At 60.7% G+C, this 19,307-nt stretch carries 16 protein-coding genes; 13 read left to right on the forward strand and 3 right to left on the reverse strand.

What is annotated here, in order from left to right; translation table 11 throughout:
* Positions 1-102: 102 nt before the first annotated feature.
* Together NKI19_RS29520 and NKI19_RS29525 are read left to right on the forward strand one after the other, a co-directional pair.
* Positions 103-552, forward strand: a complete 450-nt coding sequence (locus tag NKI19_RS29520) for a cyclic nucleotide-binding domain-containing protein (RefSeq protein ID WP_023675957.1) — start codon at positions 103-105, stop codon at positions 550-552.
* A gap of 105 nt (positions 553-657) precedes the next feature.
* A complete protein-coding gene (locus tag NKI19_RS29525; protein WP_352566870.1) occupies positions 658-1,512 on the forward strand; it encodes an MBL fold metallo-hydrolase in 855 nt (284 codons plus the stop codon).
* Positions 1,513-1,582: 70 nt separating this feature from the next.
* On the opposite strand, the gene NKI19_RS29530 is transcribed toward NKI19_RS29525, so the two are convergent.
* Together NKI19_RS29530 and NKI19_RS29535 are read right to left on the reverse strand one after the other, a co-directional pair.
* Positions 1,583-2,359 carry a polysaccharide deacetylase family protein gene (locus NKI19_RS29530; RefSeq protein WP_352566868.1) on the reverse strand — a complete coding sequence of 259 codons (777 nt, stop codon included), beginning with the start codon at positions 2,357-2,359 and terminating at the stop codon, positions 1,583-1,585.
* Positions 2,356-3,444 carry a glycosyltransferase family 4 protein gene (locus tag NKI19_RS29535; RefSeq protein WP_352491725.1) on the reverse strand — a complete coding sequence of 363 codons (1,089 nt, stop codon included), beginning with the start codon at positions 3,442-3,444 and terminating at the stop codon, positions 2,356-2,358. Before NKI19_RS29535 ends, NKI19_RS29530 begins: the two co-directional genes overlap by 4 nt.
* Before the next feature lie 74 nt (positions 3,445-3,518).
* On the opposite strand from NKI19_RS29535, the gene NKI19_RS29540 reads away from it, so the two are divergent.
* The 8 genes from NKI19_RS29540 (at position 3,519) to NKI19_RS29575 (ending at position 14,345) form a co-directional block, all read left to right on the forward strand.
* Positions 3,519-4,697, forward strand: coding sequence for a DUF3095 domain-containing protein (locus tag NKI19_RS29540; protein WP_352491724.1), 1,179 nt, complete (start codon positions 3,519-3,521; stop codon positions 4,695-4,697).
* A 105-nt stretch (positions 4,698-4,802) separates the two neighbouring features.
* Positions 4,803-6,146 carry a nucleotide sugar dehydrogenase gene (locus tag NKI19_RS29545; RefSeq protein ID WP_352491723.1) on the forward strand — a complete coding sequence of 448 codons (1,344 nt, stop codon included), beginning with the start codon at positions 4,803-4,805 and terminating at the stop codon, positions 6,144-6,146.
* 51 nt (positions 6,147-6,197) lie between these two features.
* Entirely contained in the window at positions 6,198-7,538 is a 1,341-nt protein-coding gene (locus NKI19_RS29550; protein WP_352491722.1) for an adenylate/guanylate cyclase domain-containing protein, read from the forward strand.
* A 149-nt stretch (positions 7,539-7,687) separates the two neighbouring features.
* Positions 7,688-9,583, forward strand: coding sequence for an ABC transporter ATP-binding protein (locus NKI19_RS29555; RefSeq protein WP_352491721.1), 1,896 nt, complete (start codon positions 7,688-7,690; stop codon positions 9,581-9,583).
* Positions 9,580-11,478, forward strand: coding sequence for an ABC transporter substrate-binding protein (locus NKI19_RS29560; protein WP_352491720.1), 1,899 nt, complete (start codon positions 9,580-9,582; stop codon positions 11,476-11,478). Before NKI19_RS29555 ends, NKI19_RS29560 begins: the two co-directional genes overlap by 4 nt.
* A 2-nt stretch (positions 11,479-11,480) precedes the next feature.
* Entirely contained in the window at positions 11,481-12,479 is a 999-nt protein-coding gene (locus tag NKI19_RS29565) for an ABC transporter permease (protein WP_352491719.1), read from the forward strand.
* Entirely contained in the window at positions 12,476-13,657 is a 1,182-nt protein-coding gene (locus NKI19_RS29570; protein WP_352491718.1) for an ABC transporter permease, read from the forward strand. Before NKI19_RS29565 ends, NKI19_RS29570 begins: the two co-directional genes overlap by 4 nt.
* A 208-nt stretch (positions 13,658-13,865) precedes the next feature.
* Positions 13,866-14,345: a class I SAM-dependent methyltransferase gene (locus tag NKI19_RS29575; protein ID WP_352491717.1), complete on the forward strand. Its 480-nt coding sequence runs from the start codon at positions 13,866-13,868 to the stop codon at positions 14,343-14,345.
* Between the two features lie 37 nt (positions 14,346-14,382).
* Here the strand turns inward: NKI19_RS29575 and NKI19_RS29580 are convergent, their stop codons facing one another.
* Positions 14,383-15,798, reverse strand: coding sequence for an adenylate/guanylate cyclase domain-containing protein (locus tag NKI19_RS29580; protein WP_352491716.1), 1,416 nt, complete (start codon positions 15,796-15,798; stop codon positions 14,383-14,385).
* A 204-nt stretch (positions 15,799-16,002) separates the two neighbouring features.
* On the opposite strand from NKI19_RS29580, the gene NKI19_RS29585 reads away from it, so the two are divergent.
* The 3 genes from NKI19_RS29585 (at position 16,003) to NKI19_RS29595 (ending at position 19,019) form a co-directional block, all read left to right on the forward strand.
* Entirely contained in the window at positions 16,003-16,827 is an 825-nt protein-coding gene (locus NKI19_RS29585; protein WP_352566866.1) for a hypothetical protein, read from the forward strand.
* Between the two features lie 73 nt (positions 16,828-16,900).
* Positions 16,901-17,425: a GNAT family N-acetyltransferase gene (locus NKI19_RS29590; RefSeq protein ID WP_352491714.1), complete on the forward strand. Its 525-nt coding sequence runs from the start codon at positions 16,901-16,903 to the stop codon at positions 17,423-17,425.
* Positions 17,426-17,633: 208 nt separating this feature from the next.
* Positions 17,634-19,019 carry a hypothetical protein gene (locus NKI19_RS29595; protein WP_352491713.1) on the forward strand — a complete coding sequence of 462 codons (1,386 nt, stop codon included), beginning with the start codon at positions 17,634-17,636 and terminating at the stop codon, positions 19,017-19,019.
* Positions 19,020-19,307 lie beyond the last annotated feature (288 nt).

Consider the following 19,307-nt stretch of genomic DNA (forward strand, 5'->3'; position numbering starts at 1 on the left):
CCTTTCGCGTGGTTTGTCTCGCCATCCCGGAAAGAGAATTGATTCCATCTGGGCGTCCGTTGCTCTAGTCTGGCAAACGCGAATTTTGGAAGGTTTGCGACAATGCTGCTCAAGGATGAAGTTGGAATGCTGCAACGCGTTCCCTTGTTCTCTGCCATCGAGCCGACAAAGCTCAAGCTGCTTGCGTTCACATCCGATCGTGTCAGCTACAGCGCCGGCCAGATCCTTTTCCGGCAGGGCGACGAGGGAGACGCCGCCTATGTCATCCTTTCAGGCAGGGCGGATATTCTTGTCGATTCCGACAGCGGGCCGATAAAAGTTGCCGAACTGGAGCCAAATTCGATCGTCGGCGAGATCGCCATATTGTGCAACAGCTCCCGCACTGCCACCGTCAGAGCGGCAAGTCCGCTGGAAGCCCTGAGAATCCGCAAGGATCATTTCCTGAGGCTTATGAGGGAGTTCCCGGAAATGACCATCGAGATATTGCGGGTTCTTGCCGATCGCCTAAGCCATACGACGGCGGATCTGATCGACGCACGAAGCGCCAAATGACGCCTCGCCGTCGTGACGGCACTGTCCTCTCGCTGAGAAGATCACCCGGAGAAAGCCTGTCTCGCCTAGCAGCAGTTGTTTGGATATGATGGGCGAAGGGGTAGCATGGACGACAACGTTTTCCTGGTCAGGTTTTGGGGTGTCCGCGGCAGCATTTCGGTATCAGGGCCAGAATTCTCTCGCTATGGCGGCAACTCAATCTGCGTCGAGATGCGATGCGGTAAGCATACGCTTCTGTTCGACGCAGGCTCTGGCCTACGGCCTGCCGGCGCGGCGCTTCAGGCGTTGGGCGTGACCGATTTCGACCTGCTTTTCACCCATTGCCATTACGATCACATCATCGGGCTGCCGTCTTTTGCGCCGATCTATGACCGGGGCGCCAAGGTTACGCTTTGGTCCGGGCATCTTGCAGGACACATGACGACCCGGCAGATGGTCGATGAGTTCATGCGGCCGCCGTGGTTTCCGGTGAAACTGGAGGCCTGCAAGGCAAGCCTTGACTATCGCGATTTCGTAACCGGAGACGTGCTTCGGCCGCGCGAAGGGGTGGTGGTCCGAACCGGCAGTCTCATCCATCCGGGCGGCTGCATAGGCTACCGGGTCGAATGGGGCGGCCGCGTCGTGGCGGTGATCACAGACACTGAGCACGAGCCGGACAAACTCGATCAGGCGGTGCTCGGCCTGATCGAAGATGCCGACCTCGTCATTTACGATTGCACCTACACCGAAGAGGAAATGGAACGCCGCCGCGGTTACGGGCACTCGACATGGCAACAGGGCGTCAAGCTCTGTGAGGCGGCGGGTGCGCGCGGGCTTGCCCTGTTTCACCACGATCCGACACGCACCGACAAGGAACTGGACAAGATCCAGAAACTGGCCAAGGACAGGTTTGCCGGCGCTTTTGCCGCGCGGGATGGCCAGACGCTCAAACTTCCAGTCTCATTGCGCAAAAAGCGCTGAGCTATTTTCCTCTATCTCTCTGACGCAATTCCCAAGGGAAAGCGCTACGCGCTTTTCCCGGGAAAACCGTTCACACTTTTCCTGGAATTGCTCTACCCGCGCTGCGCCCGATCAATGTCCTGATCGGAAGCCATGCGCAGGCTTCAGTCTGTGCGGTGACGGTGAACAGCCGTTCGAGGAAAAGCCATGCCGATTCATCATGTACGAGATGGTGGGTGAGCAGGCCGACCGGTTCGCCGCCATCGAATGCATGCTGCAATTGCGCGATGATAGCCTGAACCAATAGGCCATGATCGCAGCAGCCGCGCGTGCCATGCCAATCCATGATGTCGACATTGCTGTTGATGACCGCAAGTGAAGCCGGCCTTGGCGGCCCATAGACCGACAATGCCGAAAATCCTATCGATCCAAGGTCGGATACCAAGCCGGCGTCGATCCTGTTCCAGGGTGGCACCAGCATCGGAACGGCACGTGCGCCGTGCAGGCCGGTTACGCGCGACAGCCCGCGAGCCAGATCATCGAGCACCGCCTCGCGTGGGCGATGCGCACCGAGCTCCTGCTTTTTCTGGCCCTCGGGCGCATGATTTCGGTGCGCCCAGCCATGGATGGCGACCGTGGCATGCGGCGCCTCGTCGAGCCGAACGACAAGCCTCTCGTCGGTCAGGGCGGGAATGACGGCCAGGGTCACCGGAACCGCGAATTCACCGGTGAGGTCGAGCAGCCGATCAAGCGCAGGCGTCGGATCCACGGCGTCGTCGTCGCGCAGCCAGAACTCTGCCTTACGGTCCGCCCGTTGCCGGCTCGCCAGTTCCTCCACCAAGGGTTGCCAGATCTGACCGAATGTCATGAGACCGGAATCTTCGCAAGGAATTCGGCCAAACGCGCCGCCGCAGCACCGAGAGAACGTTCTTCGAGAATGAAACGTCTGGCTTCTGCGGCCATGGTGGATCTTTCGTCGTTGCGGGCCAGAAGCCTTTCAATGGCAGAAGCGAACGCCGCCACATCGCCCGGCGGGGTGAGAAACCCGGCCTGGCCATCCCGCACGACCTCCGGCACGCCGGCGATGTCCTGAGCCACAACCGGAAGGCCGGCGGCCTGTGCTTCAAGATAGGCAACGCCATAGGCCTCGCCGAAACCCGGCCAGACGTAAATTCCCCCACTGTAAAGGACATCCGGCACGGCGGCTGGCTCAATCGCGCCAAGCCATTCGATACGGTCGGCGGGCAAGCCGGCGAATTGCGCTCTGACCTCTTCGCGGGCAGGTCCGTCCCCGACGACCGACATGGTCCAGGGCAGGTGAGCGATCGAACCGAGCGCTTGCGCCAGCATGCGATAGCTTTCGACTTTGTCGCCCGGGCGCATCATGGCGACGGTAACGAGGCGCGTCGGACAACCCCGTGTCGGCGTTTCCCGGAATACCGATGTGTCGATGAAAGGCGAAAGCATGCCGAAAGCGGCGTCGGGTATCGCATCTGCCAGTCCCTGATGATCCCTTTGCGTGAAGCAGATGTTCAGCGCTGCCTGTTCGACGGCTCGCGCCACCAACGCTTGCGTATCGGCCCACAAACCGGTGTTGCGCCGCTTCGAATAGGAGGCTTCCGCTGTCACATAGGGGATAGCAAAGGCCAACGCCAGCTCAGGCCCGATCAGGTCGGGCGCCTTGTAATAGGGATGATAGGTGAACCACAGATCGGGCTTGCCGTGACGATCCCAAAGCCTTGCCAGCCGCGCGGCTTCCTCCCGGGCCTCGATCTTGAGCACATTGAAACTTTTCGAATCCGGTTCACGTAGATAGAAGCGCAATTCGGATGCCAGTTCGACGCTATGCCCTCCATGCTCCAGCGCCTTGACCAGCATCCGTGCCATCTGGCGGTCGCCCGAGGCAACGGGATGATTGGGCGACTTCAGCGGCGCGTAGAAAGCAATTCGCATCGCCGGACCCTATCATCGGAAAGCCTGCGCAAGTCAATTTCGAAGCATGATCGACTTCACCTTCACGCACTGGAATGTGCTATCTGATGCTCATGGAAACAGCTGCCGCGTCCGACCCGTTTGTCGCTTCTTTGCCGGTCTTCGCAAAGTTCGAAAGCGTTGCCGATATCGATAACTATCAGCCTCTCCCCGATAGCTGGGCGCTGGCCACCGCCGACATCGTCGGCTCGACCAGGGCGATCGAGGCGGGGCGCTATAAAACCGTCAATATGGCCGGCGCCAGCGTCATTTCGGCGTTGCTCAATGCGCTGGGTAGGCAAGATCTTCCCTTTGTCTTCGGCGGCGACGGCGCGCTCGTGGCGTTTCCCGGCTCGGCGCTGGAGATCACCCGCAACGCGTTGGCGGCTGTCCAGAGATGGGTGGCGGACGAACTGGATCTGACCTTGCGTGCCGCAATCGTGCCGATAAAGGATATAAGAGCGCAAGGCCTCGACGTTCGCGTGGCGAGGTTCCAGGCCTCCGATGCGGTCTTCTACGCCATGTTCGCCGGAGGTGGTGGCAGTTGGGCGGAAGCCGAGATGAAAGCGGGGCGCTACCGCATCGATCCTGCGCCGGCCGGCGCGCGGCCGGACCTGACCGGCCTCTCGTGCCGCTGGAACCCGATCGAAGCCCGGCACGGCGAAATCGTCTCGATCATAGCCATACCGGGGGCGTCGCGCGATTTGCGCGGTTTTCAGTCTCTGGTTTCCGACATCATCGCCCTTGCCGGCAGGCAGGAACGCGATGGCCACCCGGTGCCGGTGAACGGGCCGGACTACAGTTTGCTGCCCGCCGGCCTCGATATCGAGGCGCGGGCCACGGCGCCGGCAGGACGGCGGTGGCTGTCGAAGCTGTGGATAGTGTTCCTGATGACGCTTACGGCTGTTGCGGATAGATTTGGCTGGACGATCGGCAGATTCGATCCGAAGATCTACAAACGCGAAGTGGCCAGCAATTCGGATTTCCGGAAGTTCGACGATGGCTTGAAGATGACCATCGACGTTGACGCGGATGTGTTGCAACGGATCGAGAACCGGCTGAAACAGGCGGAAGAGGCGGGCATCTGCAACTATGGCCTGCACCGCCAGAAATCGGCCTTGATGACATGCCTCGTCGCATCGCCGCTGCAGCGCGATCACGTTCATTTCATCGATGGCGCCGCCGGCGGCTATGCGATGGCTGCTGCAAGCCTGAAGGCGAAGGTGCCGGTCTGACGGCTTGCGGACATCGATTTTCCGCAATATGCCTCGGGGCTCTTGGGGCCGGTGAGCCTCACCATGGAAGCGGACGGCCTGTCCGAATTGACGGGAAGCAGATTGTTGGACGCCTCACGATCGACATATGACCGTCTTCTGAACCGGATTTCGACGCGTACCGCGCAAGTCGGCGTGATCGGACTGGGCTATGTCGGGCTGCCGCTGGCGGTTGCGATCGCACGCGCCGGCTTCCCCGTTTCCGGTTTCGATATCGAAGGCCAGAAGGTCGAGAGCCTGAACAACGGCCAATCCTACATCGAGGCGGTGACGTCGACAGCCCTTGCCGGCCAGGTGGCAAGCGGACGGTTCCGAGCCACTGCGGATTTTGCCGAACTGGCCGTCTGCGATGTCATCATCATATGCGTTCCGACACCACTGACGAAACACCGCGAGCCGGATCTCTCCTTTGTCAGGAACACGGCAGGCACCATCGCGAAGCATCTGCGTCTCGGTCAGCTGATCGTGCTGGAATCGACCACCTATCCCGGCACCACCGACGACGTGATCAAGCCCATCCTGGAAAAAACCGGCTTGCAGTCGAGGATAGACTTCTTCCTCGGCTTCTCGCCCGAACGCGAGGATCCCGGCAACCGCAGCTTTGAAGTCGCGACGATCCCCAAGGTCGTGGCCGGTGACGGCATTGAAGCGGCGACGCTCGTGCAGGCTTTCTACCACGGCGTGGTCAAGACCGTCGTTCCGGTTTCCACCACGGCGACCGCCGAGGCGGTCAAGCTGACGGAAAACATCTTCCGCTCGGTCAACATAGCCCTCGTCAACGAGTTGAAGGTCGTGCTCGGTGCGATGGGAATCGACATCTGGGAGGTGATCGAGGCGGCAAAGACCAAGCCCTTCGGCTACATGCCTTTCTATCCTGGCCCTGGACTTGGCGGGCACTGCGTTCCGATCGATCCCTTCTACCTCACGTGGAAGGCGCGCGAATACGAACTGCCGACCCGCTTCATCGAGCTGGCGGCAGAGATCAACACGGCTATGCCGCGTCATGTGGTCGATGAACTGGCGAAGGCGCTGGACCGGCGCTGCGGCAAGGCGCTCAGCCGCTCGCGCATTCTCATCATCGGGCTCGCCTATAAGAAGAATGTGCCCGACATCCGCGAAAGCCCCTCATTGCGGCTCATTGAACTCATCGAGGAATGGGGCGGCAAGGCAGAATTCCACGATCCGCATGTTACCGAAATCCCGGCCACACGAGAGCATATGGCGATCAAGGGGCGTCGCTCGGTCGAATTGACCGAGGTGGCCTTGAAGGATTTCGACGCTGTCGTCGTTGCAACCGACCACGACGCGATCAACTATCAGGCGATCGCGGATCACGCTCGACTGATCGTCGACACGCGCAATGTTTTTGGCCGCCTCGGGCTAGCCCGAGAGACGGTGGTGAAGGCCTGACGGCGTTCGAGCCGGCGAATTTGTGGCGGATCAAGGAGATTTCGAGAGAGCATGAGCACAGCGCAAGCAGAAATTTCTGCCATTCTCATGGATAAGGTTGCCGATTGGCTGACCCAATCGGCGTTGGCGGGCGACGACCTGGAAACATTGGTAAGGGGCTTTTGTGAACGGCTGGCTGCTGCCGGCCTGCCGTTGAAGCGGGTGCATTTGAGCTTTTCGATGCTTCATCCGCTTTATGACGCGCTCGGCTTCACCTGGCTCCGCGGCCAGGGCCTGGAAGTGGAAGGTTTCCGCAAGGAGAACGGCGTTCATTCTGACAGATTCCTGACCAGCCCATACTACCATCTGCTCAGCCACAAGCTCGACCATCTGCGGCGCCGGCTCGACCCGTCGGTGCCGTCGGAATTTCCTATTTTCGACGACCTCAAGCGTATGGGCGTCACCGATTACATGGCTTTCGTCCATCCCTTCAGCGGCAACACCAGTCAGGGCATGATCGGGTCTTGGTCCACCGACAGTGCTGCAGGCTTCAGCGACAGCATGATTTCGGCGCTGCTGCGCCTCCAGAACCATCTCGCTATCGCAACCAAGATGGCGGTGCTCACCAAGCTTGCCGACAATATGATGACCACTTATCTCGGCGGCGACGCCGGCAGGCGCGTGCTCGACGGCCAGATCAAGCGCGGCGAGGGTGATACAATCCGGGCGGCACTGGTGATGGGTGATATGCGCGGGTCGTCAAGACTTGCCGAAACCGCCGGCCGCGAAGTCTATATCGATACGCTGAACCAGTTTTTCGACGCCGCTGCTGCACCTTTCAATCGCAAGGGCGGGCAGATCATGAGTTTCATAGGTGATGGCTTCATTGCCGTCTACCCTTGCGCAAGGCACCGTTCGCAGTCCGAGATCGCCTGCCAGGCTGCTCTTGCAGCAGCGCACAAGGCCACCGCGCGCATGATGGATCTCAATCTGCGCAGAAAGCAGCAGGGATTGAGCGACATAAACTATGGTATCGGCCTGCATGTCGGCAATGTGATGTTCGGCAATGTCGGGCTTACCGACCGGCTCACATTCTCTGTCTTCGGCTCGGCTGTAAATGAGGTCCAGCGCCTCCAGACCCTGACCAAGAAATATCCGCACAGCGTTCTTGCCAGCAAAGACTTCGCCAGCTATTGCGGCGCCAACAACTGGCTGGCGCTCGGCATGGAGGAACTGGCGGGCATCAGGCAGAAGCTAACGGTGCTTTCACCCGATTTGTCGGGTGCTCTCGCACTCGACGAAGACGGTGCGCTGGAGCCGATTTACGACCGAATATCCGACGCCGAGCAGGTCATGCTGCTTCATCGCAATGCCGCGCGGCCGTCCGCGGGCGACCCGAGGAAGCTCCAGTAACCGCCACGATCTGATCCGAACGCGTTTGGTATGCAGTCCGGTCGCCGGTTCCGTCAGGGAACTGGCGACTGTTCGAATCCAAGTTGCTCTAGGCTGGCAATGCGTTAGTCTCGCCTTCTGGACGTGCCAGAGTGGGGGCTGGTGTGAGAATGAATTTGGGCGTTGATCTGCTGCGGATCGAGGATGTTGGCATCTCTTTTGCCGTTATAGGGGGACCGTTGCATGCCGTCAGGCGTGCAAATCTTCGCGTCCTGCCCGGCAAGGTTACCGCGCTTGTGGGCGAGTCCGGTTCCGGAAAATCGGTTCTCAGCCAGGCGGTGATGGGCATTTTGCCGAACACAGCCCATGTTCGCGGTCGTATCCTGTTTTCCGATCCTGAAAAGCCCGGCACGACGCAGGATATCCTGCAGATGCCGCGTGACGGATCCGAAATCCGGGCGTTGAGAGGCAGCCGCATCGGCAAGATATTTCAGGAGCCGATGACATCACTGTCGCCGCTGCATACGATCGGCAATCAGGTCAGCGAATCCCTGCAGATTCATACGCCCATGGCTCGGGTGGAGTGCAAGGCGCGCACCGAGGAAATGCTCGGACTTGTCGGCTTTCCCAACCCCAAGCGCGCTTATGACATGTATCCCTTTGAACTTTCGGGAGGATTGCGTCAACGCGCCATGATCGCCATGGCACTTATCTGCCGGCCCGCCCTGTTGATCGCCGACGAGCCGACGACGGCGTTGGACGTCACCATCCAGGCGCAAATCCTGCAATTGCTGCGCGAGCTTCAGACGAAGCTGAACATGGCGATGCTGCTGATCACGCACGACCTTGGCGTAGTCGCCAATGTCGCCGACGAGGTGGTGGTCATGTACCATGGCGAGATCATGGAAGCGGGACCTGTGGAGGCGATATTCCGCCGGCCGGGCCACCCTTACCTGAAGGGCCTGATGGCAGCCGTTCCGCATTTCGACCTGAAGCCCGGCGAAAGGCTAAAGGCGCTCCGCGAGGTGCCGGTGAATGTCGGGAACCTGCTCGGCAAGCAGACGGCGCCGGCATCGAAGGGGCCGAACGACCTCCTGCTATCGGTCAGCGATCTGACAAAGACCTTCACGATCCGCAAGTCCGGATGGTTTGGCGGAGATCATCAAACCTCTGTTCGCGCCGTGGACGGCGTGAGCTTCGATATCAGGCGGGGTGAGTGCCTGGGTCTTGTCGGCGAAAGCGGATCCGGCAAAACCACCGTCAGCAAGATCCTCATGCGGGCTGTCACCCCTAGCGGCGGGTCCGTGATCTTCAACGGCCGCGATGGTGCGATCGACGTCTTGGAAGCCGAGGGAGACGCCCTGCGCATGCTGCGCGCGAAAATCCAGATGGTCTTCCAGGATCCGGTTTCGTCGCTTTCACCTCGCATGACGGTGGAGAACATTTTGAGCGAGCCGCTGGAAATCCATCGACGTGGCAATGCCGCGTCCCGACTCGCCACGGTCAAGAGCCTGATGGAGGCAATCGGGCTCGACCCGCGCTTCATAAAGCGTTATCCGCACAGTTTCTCCGGCGGGCAGCGTCAGCGTATCGGCATCGCGCGCGCGTTGGCGCTGGGGCCTGAACTCCTGATCTGCGACGAGCCGGTTTCGGCACTCGACGTCTCTGTCCAGGCGCAGATCCTGAATCTTCTTAAGGACCTGCAGAAGGAACTGGGCCTGACCTACCTGTTCATTTCCCACAATCTGGCGGTGGTGGACTACATGGCAGACCGCATCGCGGTGATGTGCGGCGGGCGTATCGTCGAGCTCGCGCCGCGCGAAATTCTGCTTAGGAAACCTATCCACCCCTACACGCGCTCACTGGTCGCCGCAGTACCTTTCCCCGATCTCGACAGGCCGATGGATTTCAAGACGCTGAAGCTCAGCGGCGCTTCCGACACCAGCGCATGGGGACCGCAATTCCGCGACGAGGGCGACGAGGATATGCTGTCGCCGCTCGATCTTGGCGGCGGCCACCTCGTGCTGGCCCGACGTTCGGCCGATGTCAGCGAGCTACGCCATTGATCAGCCGGCGCACCGTCCTTGGACTCATGGCTTCGGCATTTCTGCCGGGCACGTTGCGCGCCGGCGATCTGGAGCCGGAATTTCTTCAGCCGCAGCTGACGGCCAGGGCGCTGCCGGCGCTCGCCGAACGCCTGCCCAAGCGCCCGCGCGCGTTGAATCTCGCTGCGATGGGCCGACAGCCCGGCCAGTATGGCGGCACGCTGCGCACGATCATCGGCAGCCAGAAAGATATCCGGATGATGACGATCTACGGGTACGCTCGCCTGGTCGGCTACGACGAAAAGCTTAACTTGCAAGCCGACATTCTCGAAAGTTTCGATGTGGCGGATGATCGTGTCTTCACTTTCAAGATACGAGAAGGACATAAATGGTCTGACGGCAGCCTGCTGACGTCGGAGGATTTTCGCTATTGCTGGGAAGATGTCTGGCTGAACGATGAGCTTTCGCAAGGCGGGCTCGCCCCGGCCCTGATGGCGGACGGCAAGCCGCCACGCTTCGAGATCGTCGATCCGTTGACGGTCCGCTATAGTTGGGATGCGCCCAATCCCGACTTCCTGCCCAAGCTCGCCGCTGCTTCGCCCCTATCGCTTGTTCTGCCGGCCGCCTATCTCAAGCAGTTCCACAAGAAATACCAGGATCCATTCCGGCTCGCCGGCCTAATGAAGGAGAACCGGGCCCAGAAATGGACGCTCTTGCACATCCGCATGTCGCGGCAGTATCGCCCGGAGAACCCGGAACTGCCGACGCTCGATCCCTGGCAGAACCGGACCAAGCCGCCGGCTGAGCAGTTCGTCTTCGAGCGGAACCCGTTCTTTCATCGAATAGACGAGAATGGCCGGCAACTGCCCTATGTCGACCGGATTGTCATGAATGTCAGCTCGTCGGCGATCATTTCCGCCAAGACCGGTGCGGGCGAGAGCGACCTGCAAGGCATGGGAATTGACTTCAGCGATTACTCCTTCCTGAAGGATGCGGAGAAGCGCTACCCGGTGAAGATGCATCTCTGGAAACGCACGCAGGGTTCGCGGCTGGCGCTGCTGCCCAATCTGAATTGTGCCGACCAGGTGTGGCGTGGCCTTTTTCGTGACGTGCGCGTGCGCCGCGCACTTTCGCTCGCTGTGGACAGGCGCGAGATCAATTTGGCTGTGTTCTACGGATTGGCGCAGGAAAGTGCCGATACGGTCCTGCCGGAGAGCCCACTCTACCGGCCGGAATTCGCCAGAGCCTGGGTCGTCCATGATCCCGACCAGGCCAATGCCCTGCTCGACGAGGTCGGGCTTCAGGCGCGCGACGATGACGGCCTGCGGATACTTCCCGACGGACGCTCGGCGCAGCTCGTAGTGGAAACGGCCGGCGAAAGCACGCTGGAAACCGACGCGCTCGAACTCATCACCGATCACTGGCGCAAGATCGGCATCGCCCTGTTCATCCGGACTTCGCAGCGTGACATCTTCCGCAGCCGCGCGCTTGGCGGCCAGATCATGATGTCGATGTGGTCGGGCATCGACAATGGCGTACCGACCGCCGACATGAACCCGTACCAATTGGCCCCCACCGTCGACGACCAGCTGCAATGGCCGCTCTGGGGTGCTCACTACTTGTCTCGTGGCAAGGTCGGCGAAGCGCCCGATCTTCCGCCCGTGGTCGAATTGATGGCTTTACTCAAGCGCTGGAACGCATCGACCGAAGCCACGGAGCGCGCCGAGATCTGGAATTCAATGCTGTCGATCTATACCGATCAGGTGTTTTCGATCGGCACGGTGAACGGAACGCATCAGCCGATTCTGGCGTCCTCACGGCTGCGCAATTTGCCTGACAAGGCGCTCTACGGCTACGACCCGACCGCCTATTTCGGTGTCTATATGCCGGATACATTCTGGCTTGGAGAGTCCTGAGCGTGCTTCGATATTTTGTCTGGCGCATCGCCGTGATGGTTCCAACGCTGCTGGTCATATCGGCACTGGTGTTCACGATCATCGAACTTCCCCCAGGCGACTATTTCGACAGCTATGTTGCCGAGCTTCGGGCCCAGGGCGAAGCGGTGGATTCCGATCGCATCGAGATGATGCGCAAGGAATATGGTTTCGACAAGCCACCGGTCATTCGCTACTTCTACTGGGTCGGCGGGATGCTGCACGGCGATTTCGGCTATTCCTTCGAATATGAGCTGCCGGTTCGCGATGTCGTCGGGGACCGAATGTGGCTGACGGTGCTGGTTTCCTTCGTCACGATCATCTTCACCTGGCTCATCGCCTTTCCGATCGGCATGTACTCAGCCACGCATCAATACAGCTGGGGCGACTACGGCCTGACTTTCTTCGGCCTTCTCGGCCTTGCCATTCCGAACTTCATGCTGGCGCTGATCCTGATGTATTTCGCCAACATCTGGTTCGGCACGTCCATCGGCCATCTCATGGATCAGCAATATCTCGGCGAGCCGATGAGCTGGGCCAAGGCGAAGTCGATCCTCGCCCATCTCTGGATCCCGGTCTTGATCATCGGCACCGGGGGCACGGCAAGCATGATCCGACGGCTGCGCGCCAATCTGCTCGATGAGCTACATAAGCAATATGTCGTGACCGCGCGCGCCAAAGGCCTTCATCCCTTCAAGGCGCTGGTCAAATATCCGCTGCGCATGGCGCTCAATTTCTTCATTTCGGATATCGGCTCTATCCTGCCGGCCATCATCTCCGGCGCCGAAATCACGGCGATCGTGCTGTCTTTGGAAACGACCGGGCCGATGCTGATCAAGGCGCTGCAAAGCCAGGACATGTATCTGGCGGGGTCGTTCCTGATGTTCCTCGCCTTCCTGACGGTCATCGGCGTCCTGATTTCCGACCTGGCGCTGGCGTTACTTGATCCGCGAATTCGTTTGCAAGGCGGCAGCACCAAATGAACACGCCATCGCCGCTGCCCGCTCCGGGTGCCCCACTGCAACACTACGTTTCCATCGAGCCCTTTGACCTGCAGTCCGTCGAGGCGATGACGCCGGAGCAGGAGAAGGTCTTTCAGGCGTCGCAGTTGCGGCTGATGTGGTGGAAATTCCGTCGGCACCGGCTTGCCCTTATATCCGGCATATTCCTGGCAGCGCTTTATTTCGGGATACTGATCTGCGAGTTCCTGGCGCCCTACGATCTGCACACACGCAACATGGACTACATCTATTCGCCGCCGCAGCGGGTGCACCTGTTCCACGACGGCCAGTTCGTCGGGCCGTTCGTCTATGGCCGCCAGATGACACTGGACATGGACACGCTCAAGCGGAACTACATCGAGAAACAGGATGATGTTCAGCGCATCCGTTTCTTCTGCAAGGGCGACAAGTATCGGTTCTGGGGCCTGATCGAAGGTGACAGGCATTTTGTCTGCCCCGCCGAAAACGGCCAGCTCTTTCTGGCCGGCACTGACAGGCTGGGGCGCGATGTGCTCTCGCGCATCATCTATGGCGCACGCATTTCACTGACAATCGGCCTCGTCGGCATCAGTTTCAGCTTCCTGCTCGGCATTGTCATCGGCGGACTGGCCGGCTATCACGGCGGTATCTTCGACCTGATCGTCCAACGGATAATCGAAGTTCTGCAATCGATCCCCAGCATTCCGCTATGGCTGGCTCTGGCGGCGATCATGCCGATAACCTGGAGTCCGATCCTGATCTATTTCGGCATCACCGTCATCCTCGGGCTGCTCGACTGGACCGGACTGGCGCGGGCCGTGCGTTCGAAGCTTCTAGCCTTGCGCGAGGAGGATTACGTCCTGGCCGCGCAATTGATGGGCGCCAGAAGCAGCCGCATTATCCGGCGGCATCTCATTCCCGGCTTCATGTCGCATCTGATCGCGACGGCGACGATCTCCATACCCGGCATGATCCTGGGCGAGACGGCACTGAGCTTCCTCGGCCTCGGCCTGAGGGCACCGATAACCAGCTGGGGCATCCTGCTCACCGAGGCGCGCAGCGTCAGCGTGATCGCGTTCTATCCATGGCTGCTTTTGCCGATGCTCCCCGTCGTTCTCGTCATCTTGGCGTTCAACTTCCTCGGCGATGGGTTGCGGGACGCCGCGGACCCCTACAAGTGACATCGCTATGCCGCCGCGCGCCGTGCCACCGACTCCACCCGGTATGGTCCTTGTCGGCGGCCTGTTCGCTTGTTGCAGCGTTCATCGTTCGCCTCTACACGCGGCAAGACTCGATCGGGGTTTAAGATGTCGGCCTCGGGTTTCAGCCGCGAAACGCTCTGGTCGGGGCAGTTGATTTCGTGGACTGGTTCAGGACATACAATCGCACATGAGTCGCCTCGACAGTTTCATCCGGAGGATGACCGCACAGCGCGACATACTCGATCATGTCTGCGCCGAGGTGGCGAAGATGGAGGGGCCCGTGCTCGAGCTCGGCCTCGGCAATGGCCGGACGTTCCACCATCTGCGCGAGCGCCTGCCCGGACGCCGGATCGTAGCGTTCGACCGCGCACTTGCCGCACACGCCAGCTCAATTCCCGAAGCTGAAAACCTCGTGCTCGGCGAAATACGCGAGACGGCGAGCAGGTTCATTGGCATCGACGCCGCTCTTGTTCATGCCGACATCGGCACCGGCTATGAAGATCGCGATGCAGTGACGTCTACCTGGCTTCCCGATCTGACCGCGCGCCTGCTTCGCGTCGGCGGCATCGCGGTCAGCGGCACGCCGCTCGATCACCCGCAGTTGCAACGCCTCCCGCCGCCGCCCTCGGTGCCCGCCGATCGCTATTTTATCTATAGGCGCGTGTGAGGGGCCGGGACGACCTGAGTCGTCAGGGGCCAAGTCTTCAGGGGATCGTATATACTGCTATCTCCCGCTCAATGCCGCGCAGCGAGACCTCGTGGGGCACGGGCGTCAGCGCGTTCCTGTGCAACAGATCGGCGGTGAGATTGTCATCGACCACCGCTCGAGTGGCGAAGATCGCCTGTGCGTTGGCAAGGTTCTGGACCCGCGAAGCAATGTTGACCGTCTGGCCGAAATAGTCCTGTCGCTCATTCATAGACACGGCGATGCAGGGGCCGGCATGGACTCCGATCTTGAGCAGCAGATCCTCGCGCCCGCTCTTGTCGTTGAGCGTACGCATGGCATCGCGCATCCTGAGGGCCGCAGCAATCGCACGATCAGGCGTCGCGAAGGTCGCCATCACTGCATCACCGATCGTCTTCACCACCGCGCCTGCCTCCGCCGTGACGATCTCGTGCAGAACCTGGAAATGCTCGCGCACGAGATCGAAGGCTGAAAGGTCGCCCACCCGCTCGTAAAGTTCGGTCGATCCGCGCAGGTCGGTGAACAGGAACGTGAGGCTGGTGATCTTCAGGCGCTGGTTGATGTCGAGTGTATCCGTGCGATAGAGATCGCGGAACGTCTGGTTGGTGAGCAGGCGCTTGGCGGTCAGGAAGGGCCGGCGTTTACCCAGGAAATCATGCAATGCCTGGCCGGCTATGAAGACCGTCGGCAGCACGCGGGTATCGGTCCGGTTTTCCAGCGAAATGCGCAACGGGCCGGGTTGCATCTCCAGCGTCTGACTCTGGATATGGTCGCGGTCGAAGATCAAAGAGAGGCTCCGGCGCTCCTTTGTTGGTTCACCTTTCCCGTCGATGAACTGCGCTGAGTGGGTGACCGGCTCGAAGACGATGATGAATTCGGACGGAAGCTGTATGAGCAGAACCGCCTTTTCACCGGGCGCAAGCTCGATATCCTCCAGCGAGAACGCTTCCAGCTTTTTCGCGAAATCCTCTTCCGGCAGATCGACGCCGGACGCCCAGTAGATCTGGCGGAAATATTCCGCCACCGGCAGTTCGTGCGGATTGTGGGCGGCAATCCTGCGCACGCGGGGACTTACGGTGAATGTCACCTCGACCATCTCGTCGAGGGTCGGCGAATAGCCCTCGGAGCACAGCGCGCAGGTGTATTCGTCCTTTTGGAGGGTTTTCAGCGTGGCGTTGGTGTCGAGCACGCCGCCACAGCCGGGGCACAGAACATTCCAGGAAATGTCGAAGATGCCCACCCGCGCCGCATGGAGAAAGGCGCTTATTGCGCGCTCCTCGTCGAGGCCATGCTTGCTGGCGAAGGCTGGCGCATTGATGCGGCAAAGTTCGCGGTCCTCACCTTCTGCGATGGTTTGCTTGATCGCGTCGATCGCCTGCGGATCGACATCGGCCGATTGTCGCAGAAGTGAGAACAGATCCTGAGCTTCGTTCATCGTGCAGGCTCCGGAAAATGCACCCCGAGGGGTTTTGACCGGACCGGTCTTTGGTCCGAGTGCTCTATCTTACTGCGAAACGGACCGTACGGCCATTCGAATGGATAAGCCCGATGACCGTTCAATTTCCATTCGGCGGATTTTAACCGGCTGCAAGCAGCACTATGATGGTCCATGGAGCCTTCATCTTTGGGATTTTCTCCCATGCCGACATCCGACAATCCGCCATTTCCCGCGGCCCTGCGCCTTTTCTCTGCGGTGGTCATCATCGTCCTGATCGCAGGCGCCGGCCTGTTTTTCGTGCCTGTTCTGGTCAAACCGGGTTGGCCTTGGGCCGTCACGCCGTTCAATGCGCGCTTCCTCGGTGGCTTCTACACCGCCGAAATGGTCGTGATGGCGGCACTGCTGGTCTGGAATCGCTGGTCGCCCGGCAGGCTCGTGCTCGTCATGGCCTTCATCTTCACCGTCGTCGTGTCAGTGGCTTCGTTCATCAATCTCGGCTACTTCGACTTCGAGCGCAAAGCGCCCTGGCTGTGGTTTTTGGTCTATCTTGCTTCGGTCGCGGTATCCGGTCTGTTCTTGTGGCGGGCCCGGGCCCGTCCTTCTGCAAAGGGCGTGACCTTAAGTCCCGCATGGCGCGGCTACATGCCGGCGGAATCCGCGATTCTTGGGCTCTATGGCGTCGGCCTCTTGCTGTTTCCCGTGACATTCAGCGGCATCTGGCCATGGCCGATCGATGCCTTCCACGCTCAGGTCTACAGCGCCATTTTCCTCGCCGGTGCGGGCGGTACATATCTCGTCTGGAGAAGCGCGCCGCGCGAGGAACTGCTGGTGCTCGGGTTGGCGCAGTTTCTGGTTGGCCTGCTTGCCATCCTCGGCATCGTCATCCCCGACGCTGCACTGCACCGGATCGACTGGATGGCGACCGCGACATTGTGCTGGCTCGCGCTTTTCGGCTGGATCGGCATCAGCGGCGTCTCCAAACTCTACGCCGCCTCCCGGTATTTTAGCTCGCAATCGGCATCATAGGTGCACAGACGGCTGGATTTTCAGGTGACGTCCGGTGCATCGTACCGGGCCGATTGCCTTCGCCGGGAACGCCATGACCAGCACGACCTCGCCACCCTCCGAGAAAATCCAGCCGCTGCTCCGGTCCGTCCGGCCAAGCGATGCGGAGGCGCTTTGCGCTATCTTCAACATGCCGGGCTTCCGCTGGGGCACGCTCAGGATGCCTTTCGAGATGGTAGAGCAGGTGGCGCGGCGCATCGCCAAGTCCGGCCCGGAAACCACCTGGATCGTTGCCGAGCTGGACGGCAAGGTCGTCGGCCATGGCAGCCTGGTCGTGCAGGGTTCGCCGCGCCGTTCGCACATCGGCGAGATCAATATTGGCCTTGACGATGCCTTTGTCGGCAAAGGTATCGGCTCTGCCATACTTGGCGCGCTGCTTGACGTAGCCGACAACTGGCGCGCCCTGAAGCGGGTCGAATTGACCGTCTATGCCGACAACGAAGCGGCCCTCCGTCTCTACAAGAGCCACGGCTTTGAGGTCGAAGGCCGGCATGTGAAGGCCGGCTTTACCGAGGGGCAGTACCACGACCTCCTGAGCATGGCCCGGCTGCGGTTCTAAGATCCGCTGTTTGCCTTAGCTGTTCAGCCAATCTGACAATTCGTGCCGGGTCAGCGAACAGGTGATTGCTCATGGAGAACTGCGTAGGGCATGGTCATTTCGTCTCACACCATCTTGATCGAATTGACAATCTGTGTGTGGGCCGGCCGCATCCAGCAAGTCTGGTCTCTCCCTTGGCGTTTGCACCGCAAGCGGCTAGACGGGACCAATGACCGCCGTCTTTGACCCAAGCCCTACGCCTCCGGCGGAAATTCTGGCTGTGCTGTCGCTGCTCTGCCCGGAGGTCGTGCGCGACATCGAGCAGAACTGGAATGCACCGGTTTCCGACTACGCCCGCCATCTGTGGCGGCCGGTGGCAAGGCCTGCATCGGGCCCGGCGATCGCTGCCCGCTCGATCCTGCGCGAGGTCCTGCATCAGCGCCTCGGTAGGATTATGCAGCCTGAGGAGATCGGCAAAGCCCTCGACGAGTTCGAGCACAGACCGGTGATTCAGTCCGGCCTGCACTGCCTGCTTCTGATGGACCGGGTCACCTTCGATGCCCTCCTGCTTGCCTGGCTCGGCGCGGTCGAAAACGGGCTGTCGGCCTTCGTCGGCTTCATGGGAACGACAATGACCATGGAGACAGTTGGCCGGGAGGGGCCCGGATGGCTCGATGTCGGCGACGACAAGGTCAACCTGTTTGGCATGGGGCGCCACAAACTGTGCCGCAAAAGCGCCTGCGTGGCCGGTCCCGTCTCCCTCAACAAGCGCGCGCTCGAAGCGGTGGGCGACGAAACGGATGCCAGCCGCTGGCTGGGCACACTGCTTGCCAGCCAGGACAAGGTGTTTGGAACCGCCGCCGATGCGCTGACAGCCCTCAACGAGGATCTGGTCACCAATTGGGATCGTGCCGGCATGGCCCTGCCGGTTTTCATCGATGATCGGCTCGCCGCGGCTGCCATGGCGCGGCATCTAGAATATGACGGCAGCCTTCTTTCCAGGCTGCTCACTGAGCCCGCAAGACGCCAGCGTCTCGAACATGCCTTGCAAGAGGCCGCATCGAGCCCATTTGGCAGATTCCTGCCCAATGCCACGGACTATTTCTGGGGCATCCGCGAGGAGCGCGTGCGCAAGCTCGTTCTCGAGAACGGGCACCTGATCGAGCCTGGCAGGCCGCAAGGTCTTTCCATCCCCTTCGAGCGGCCGTATCTCAGGCAGGCGCTGCTGGACGGCGTGCTGCTGCCGAACTTGTTCCTGACATTCCTCGTCCTTGCCATATTGCCGCGCGTGCGGGTCGTGGGCGGCCTGAGACAGATTGGCTATGTAGCGCTTTTCCACTCAATCCTTCTGGCCGTGCTGGACGAAAACGCGCCGGAAGAGCGCGATCTGGCCGCGGAGCTGCAGGTTCGGGAAAATGCCTGGGGCATGCGGGTCATCGATGAAAAGATCTCGGTCCGCGAGCAGCTTGCCGGCCTGCCGGAAGGGGCGCTCTTCCCGGACCTGCTCCGGCAATACCGTTTGCGGACATTTGCCGAGACGACCGACGACCTGAAACTGGTTCGCGAAAACGCCAGATGGCGCAAGATCGGCCGGGCAGAGATCAAGCCGACCTGAGCCTCACTTCAAGCCTTATTTCAGGTTGATTTTCTGGTGCGCAACCGCAAGCGACTATCGGCGAGCCTCTGGCGTCTGGTCGGGCCGCTTCCTTGACGCTGATGCGTTTTGGGATTTCGACGACGGCTTCCGCCTCGACAATCTGGCTTGCCTGGGAGCTGTCTGCAGTTCAAGGCCTGACCTGACTTGACTTGGCCTCACCTGTCATTGCACGACACCGGCCTTGCGGAACCCGTCCACCACGAGTTCGAAATCGGCAACGACAGCTCTATCACGCTTTCGGACGTA

This window comes from Mesorhizobium sp. M0751 (assembly GCF_040320265.1).
Classification (GTDB): Bacteria; Pseudomonadota; Alphaproteobacteria; order Rhizobiales; family Rhizobiaceae; genus Mesorhizobium.

What these genes read in the sequence shown, in the direction of transcription:
- NKI19_RS29520 (WP_023675957.1), top strand. Translation starts at nt 103, where the DNA reads ATGCTGCTCAAGGATGAAGTTGGAATGCTGCAACGCGTTCCCTTGTTC.
- NKI19_RS29525 (WP_352566870.1), top strand. Translation starts at nt 658, where the DNA reads ATGGACGACAACGTTTTCCTGGTCAGGTTTTGGGGTGTCCGCGGCAGC.
- NKI19_RS29530 (WP_352566868.1), bottom strand. Translation starts at nt 2,359, where the DNA reads ATGACATTCGGTCAGATCTGGCAACCCTTGGTGGAGGAACTGGCGAGC.
- NKI19_RS29535 (WP_352491725.1), bottom strand. Translation starts at nt 3,444, where the DNA reads ATGCGAATTGCTTTCTACGCGCCGCTGAAGTCGCCCAATCATCCCGTT.
- NKI19_RS29540 (WP_352491724.1), top strand. Translation starts at nt 3,519, where the DNA reads ATGTGCTATCTGATGCTCATGGAAACAGCTGCCGCGTCCGACCCGTTT.
- NKI19_RS29550 (WP_352491722.1), top strand. Translation starts at nt 6,198, where the DNA reads ATGAGCACAGCGCAAGCAGAAATTTCTGCCATTCTCATGGATAAGGTT.
- NKI19_RS29555 (WP_352491721.1), top strand. Translation starts at nt 7,688, where the DNA reads ATGAATTTGGGCGTTGATCTGCTGCGGATCGAGGATGTTGGCATCTCT.
- NKI19_RS29570 (WP_352491718.1), top strand. Translation starts at nt 12,476, where the DNA reads ATGAACACGCCATCGCCGCTGCCCGCTCCGGGTGCCCCACTGCAACAC.
- NKI19_RS29575 (WP_352491717.1), top strand. Translation starts at nt 13,866, where the DNA reads ATGAGTCGCCTCGACAGTTTCATCCGGAGGATGACCGCACAGCGCGAC.
- NKI19_RS29580 (WP_352491716.1), bottom strand. Translation starts at nt 15,798, where the DNA reads ATGAACGAAGCTCAGGATCTGTTCTCACTTCTGCGACAATCGGCCGAT.
- NKI19_RS29585 (WP_352566866.1), top strand. Translation starts at nt 16,003, where the DNA reads ATGCCGACATCCGACAATCCGCCATTTCCCGCGGCCCTGCGCCTTTTC.
- NKI19_RS29590 (WP_352491714.1), top strand. Translation starts at nt 16,901, where the DNA reads ATGACCAGCACGACCTCGCCACCCTCCGAGAAAATCCAGCCGCTGCTC.
- NKI19_RS29595 (WP_352491713.1), top strand. Translation starts at nt 17,634, where the DNA reads ATGACCGCCGTCTTTGACCCAAGCCCTACGCCTCCGGCGGAAATTCTG.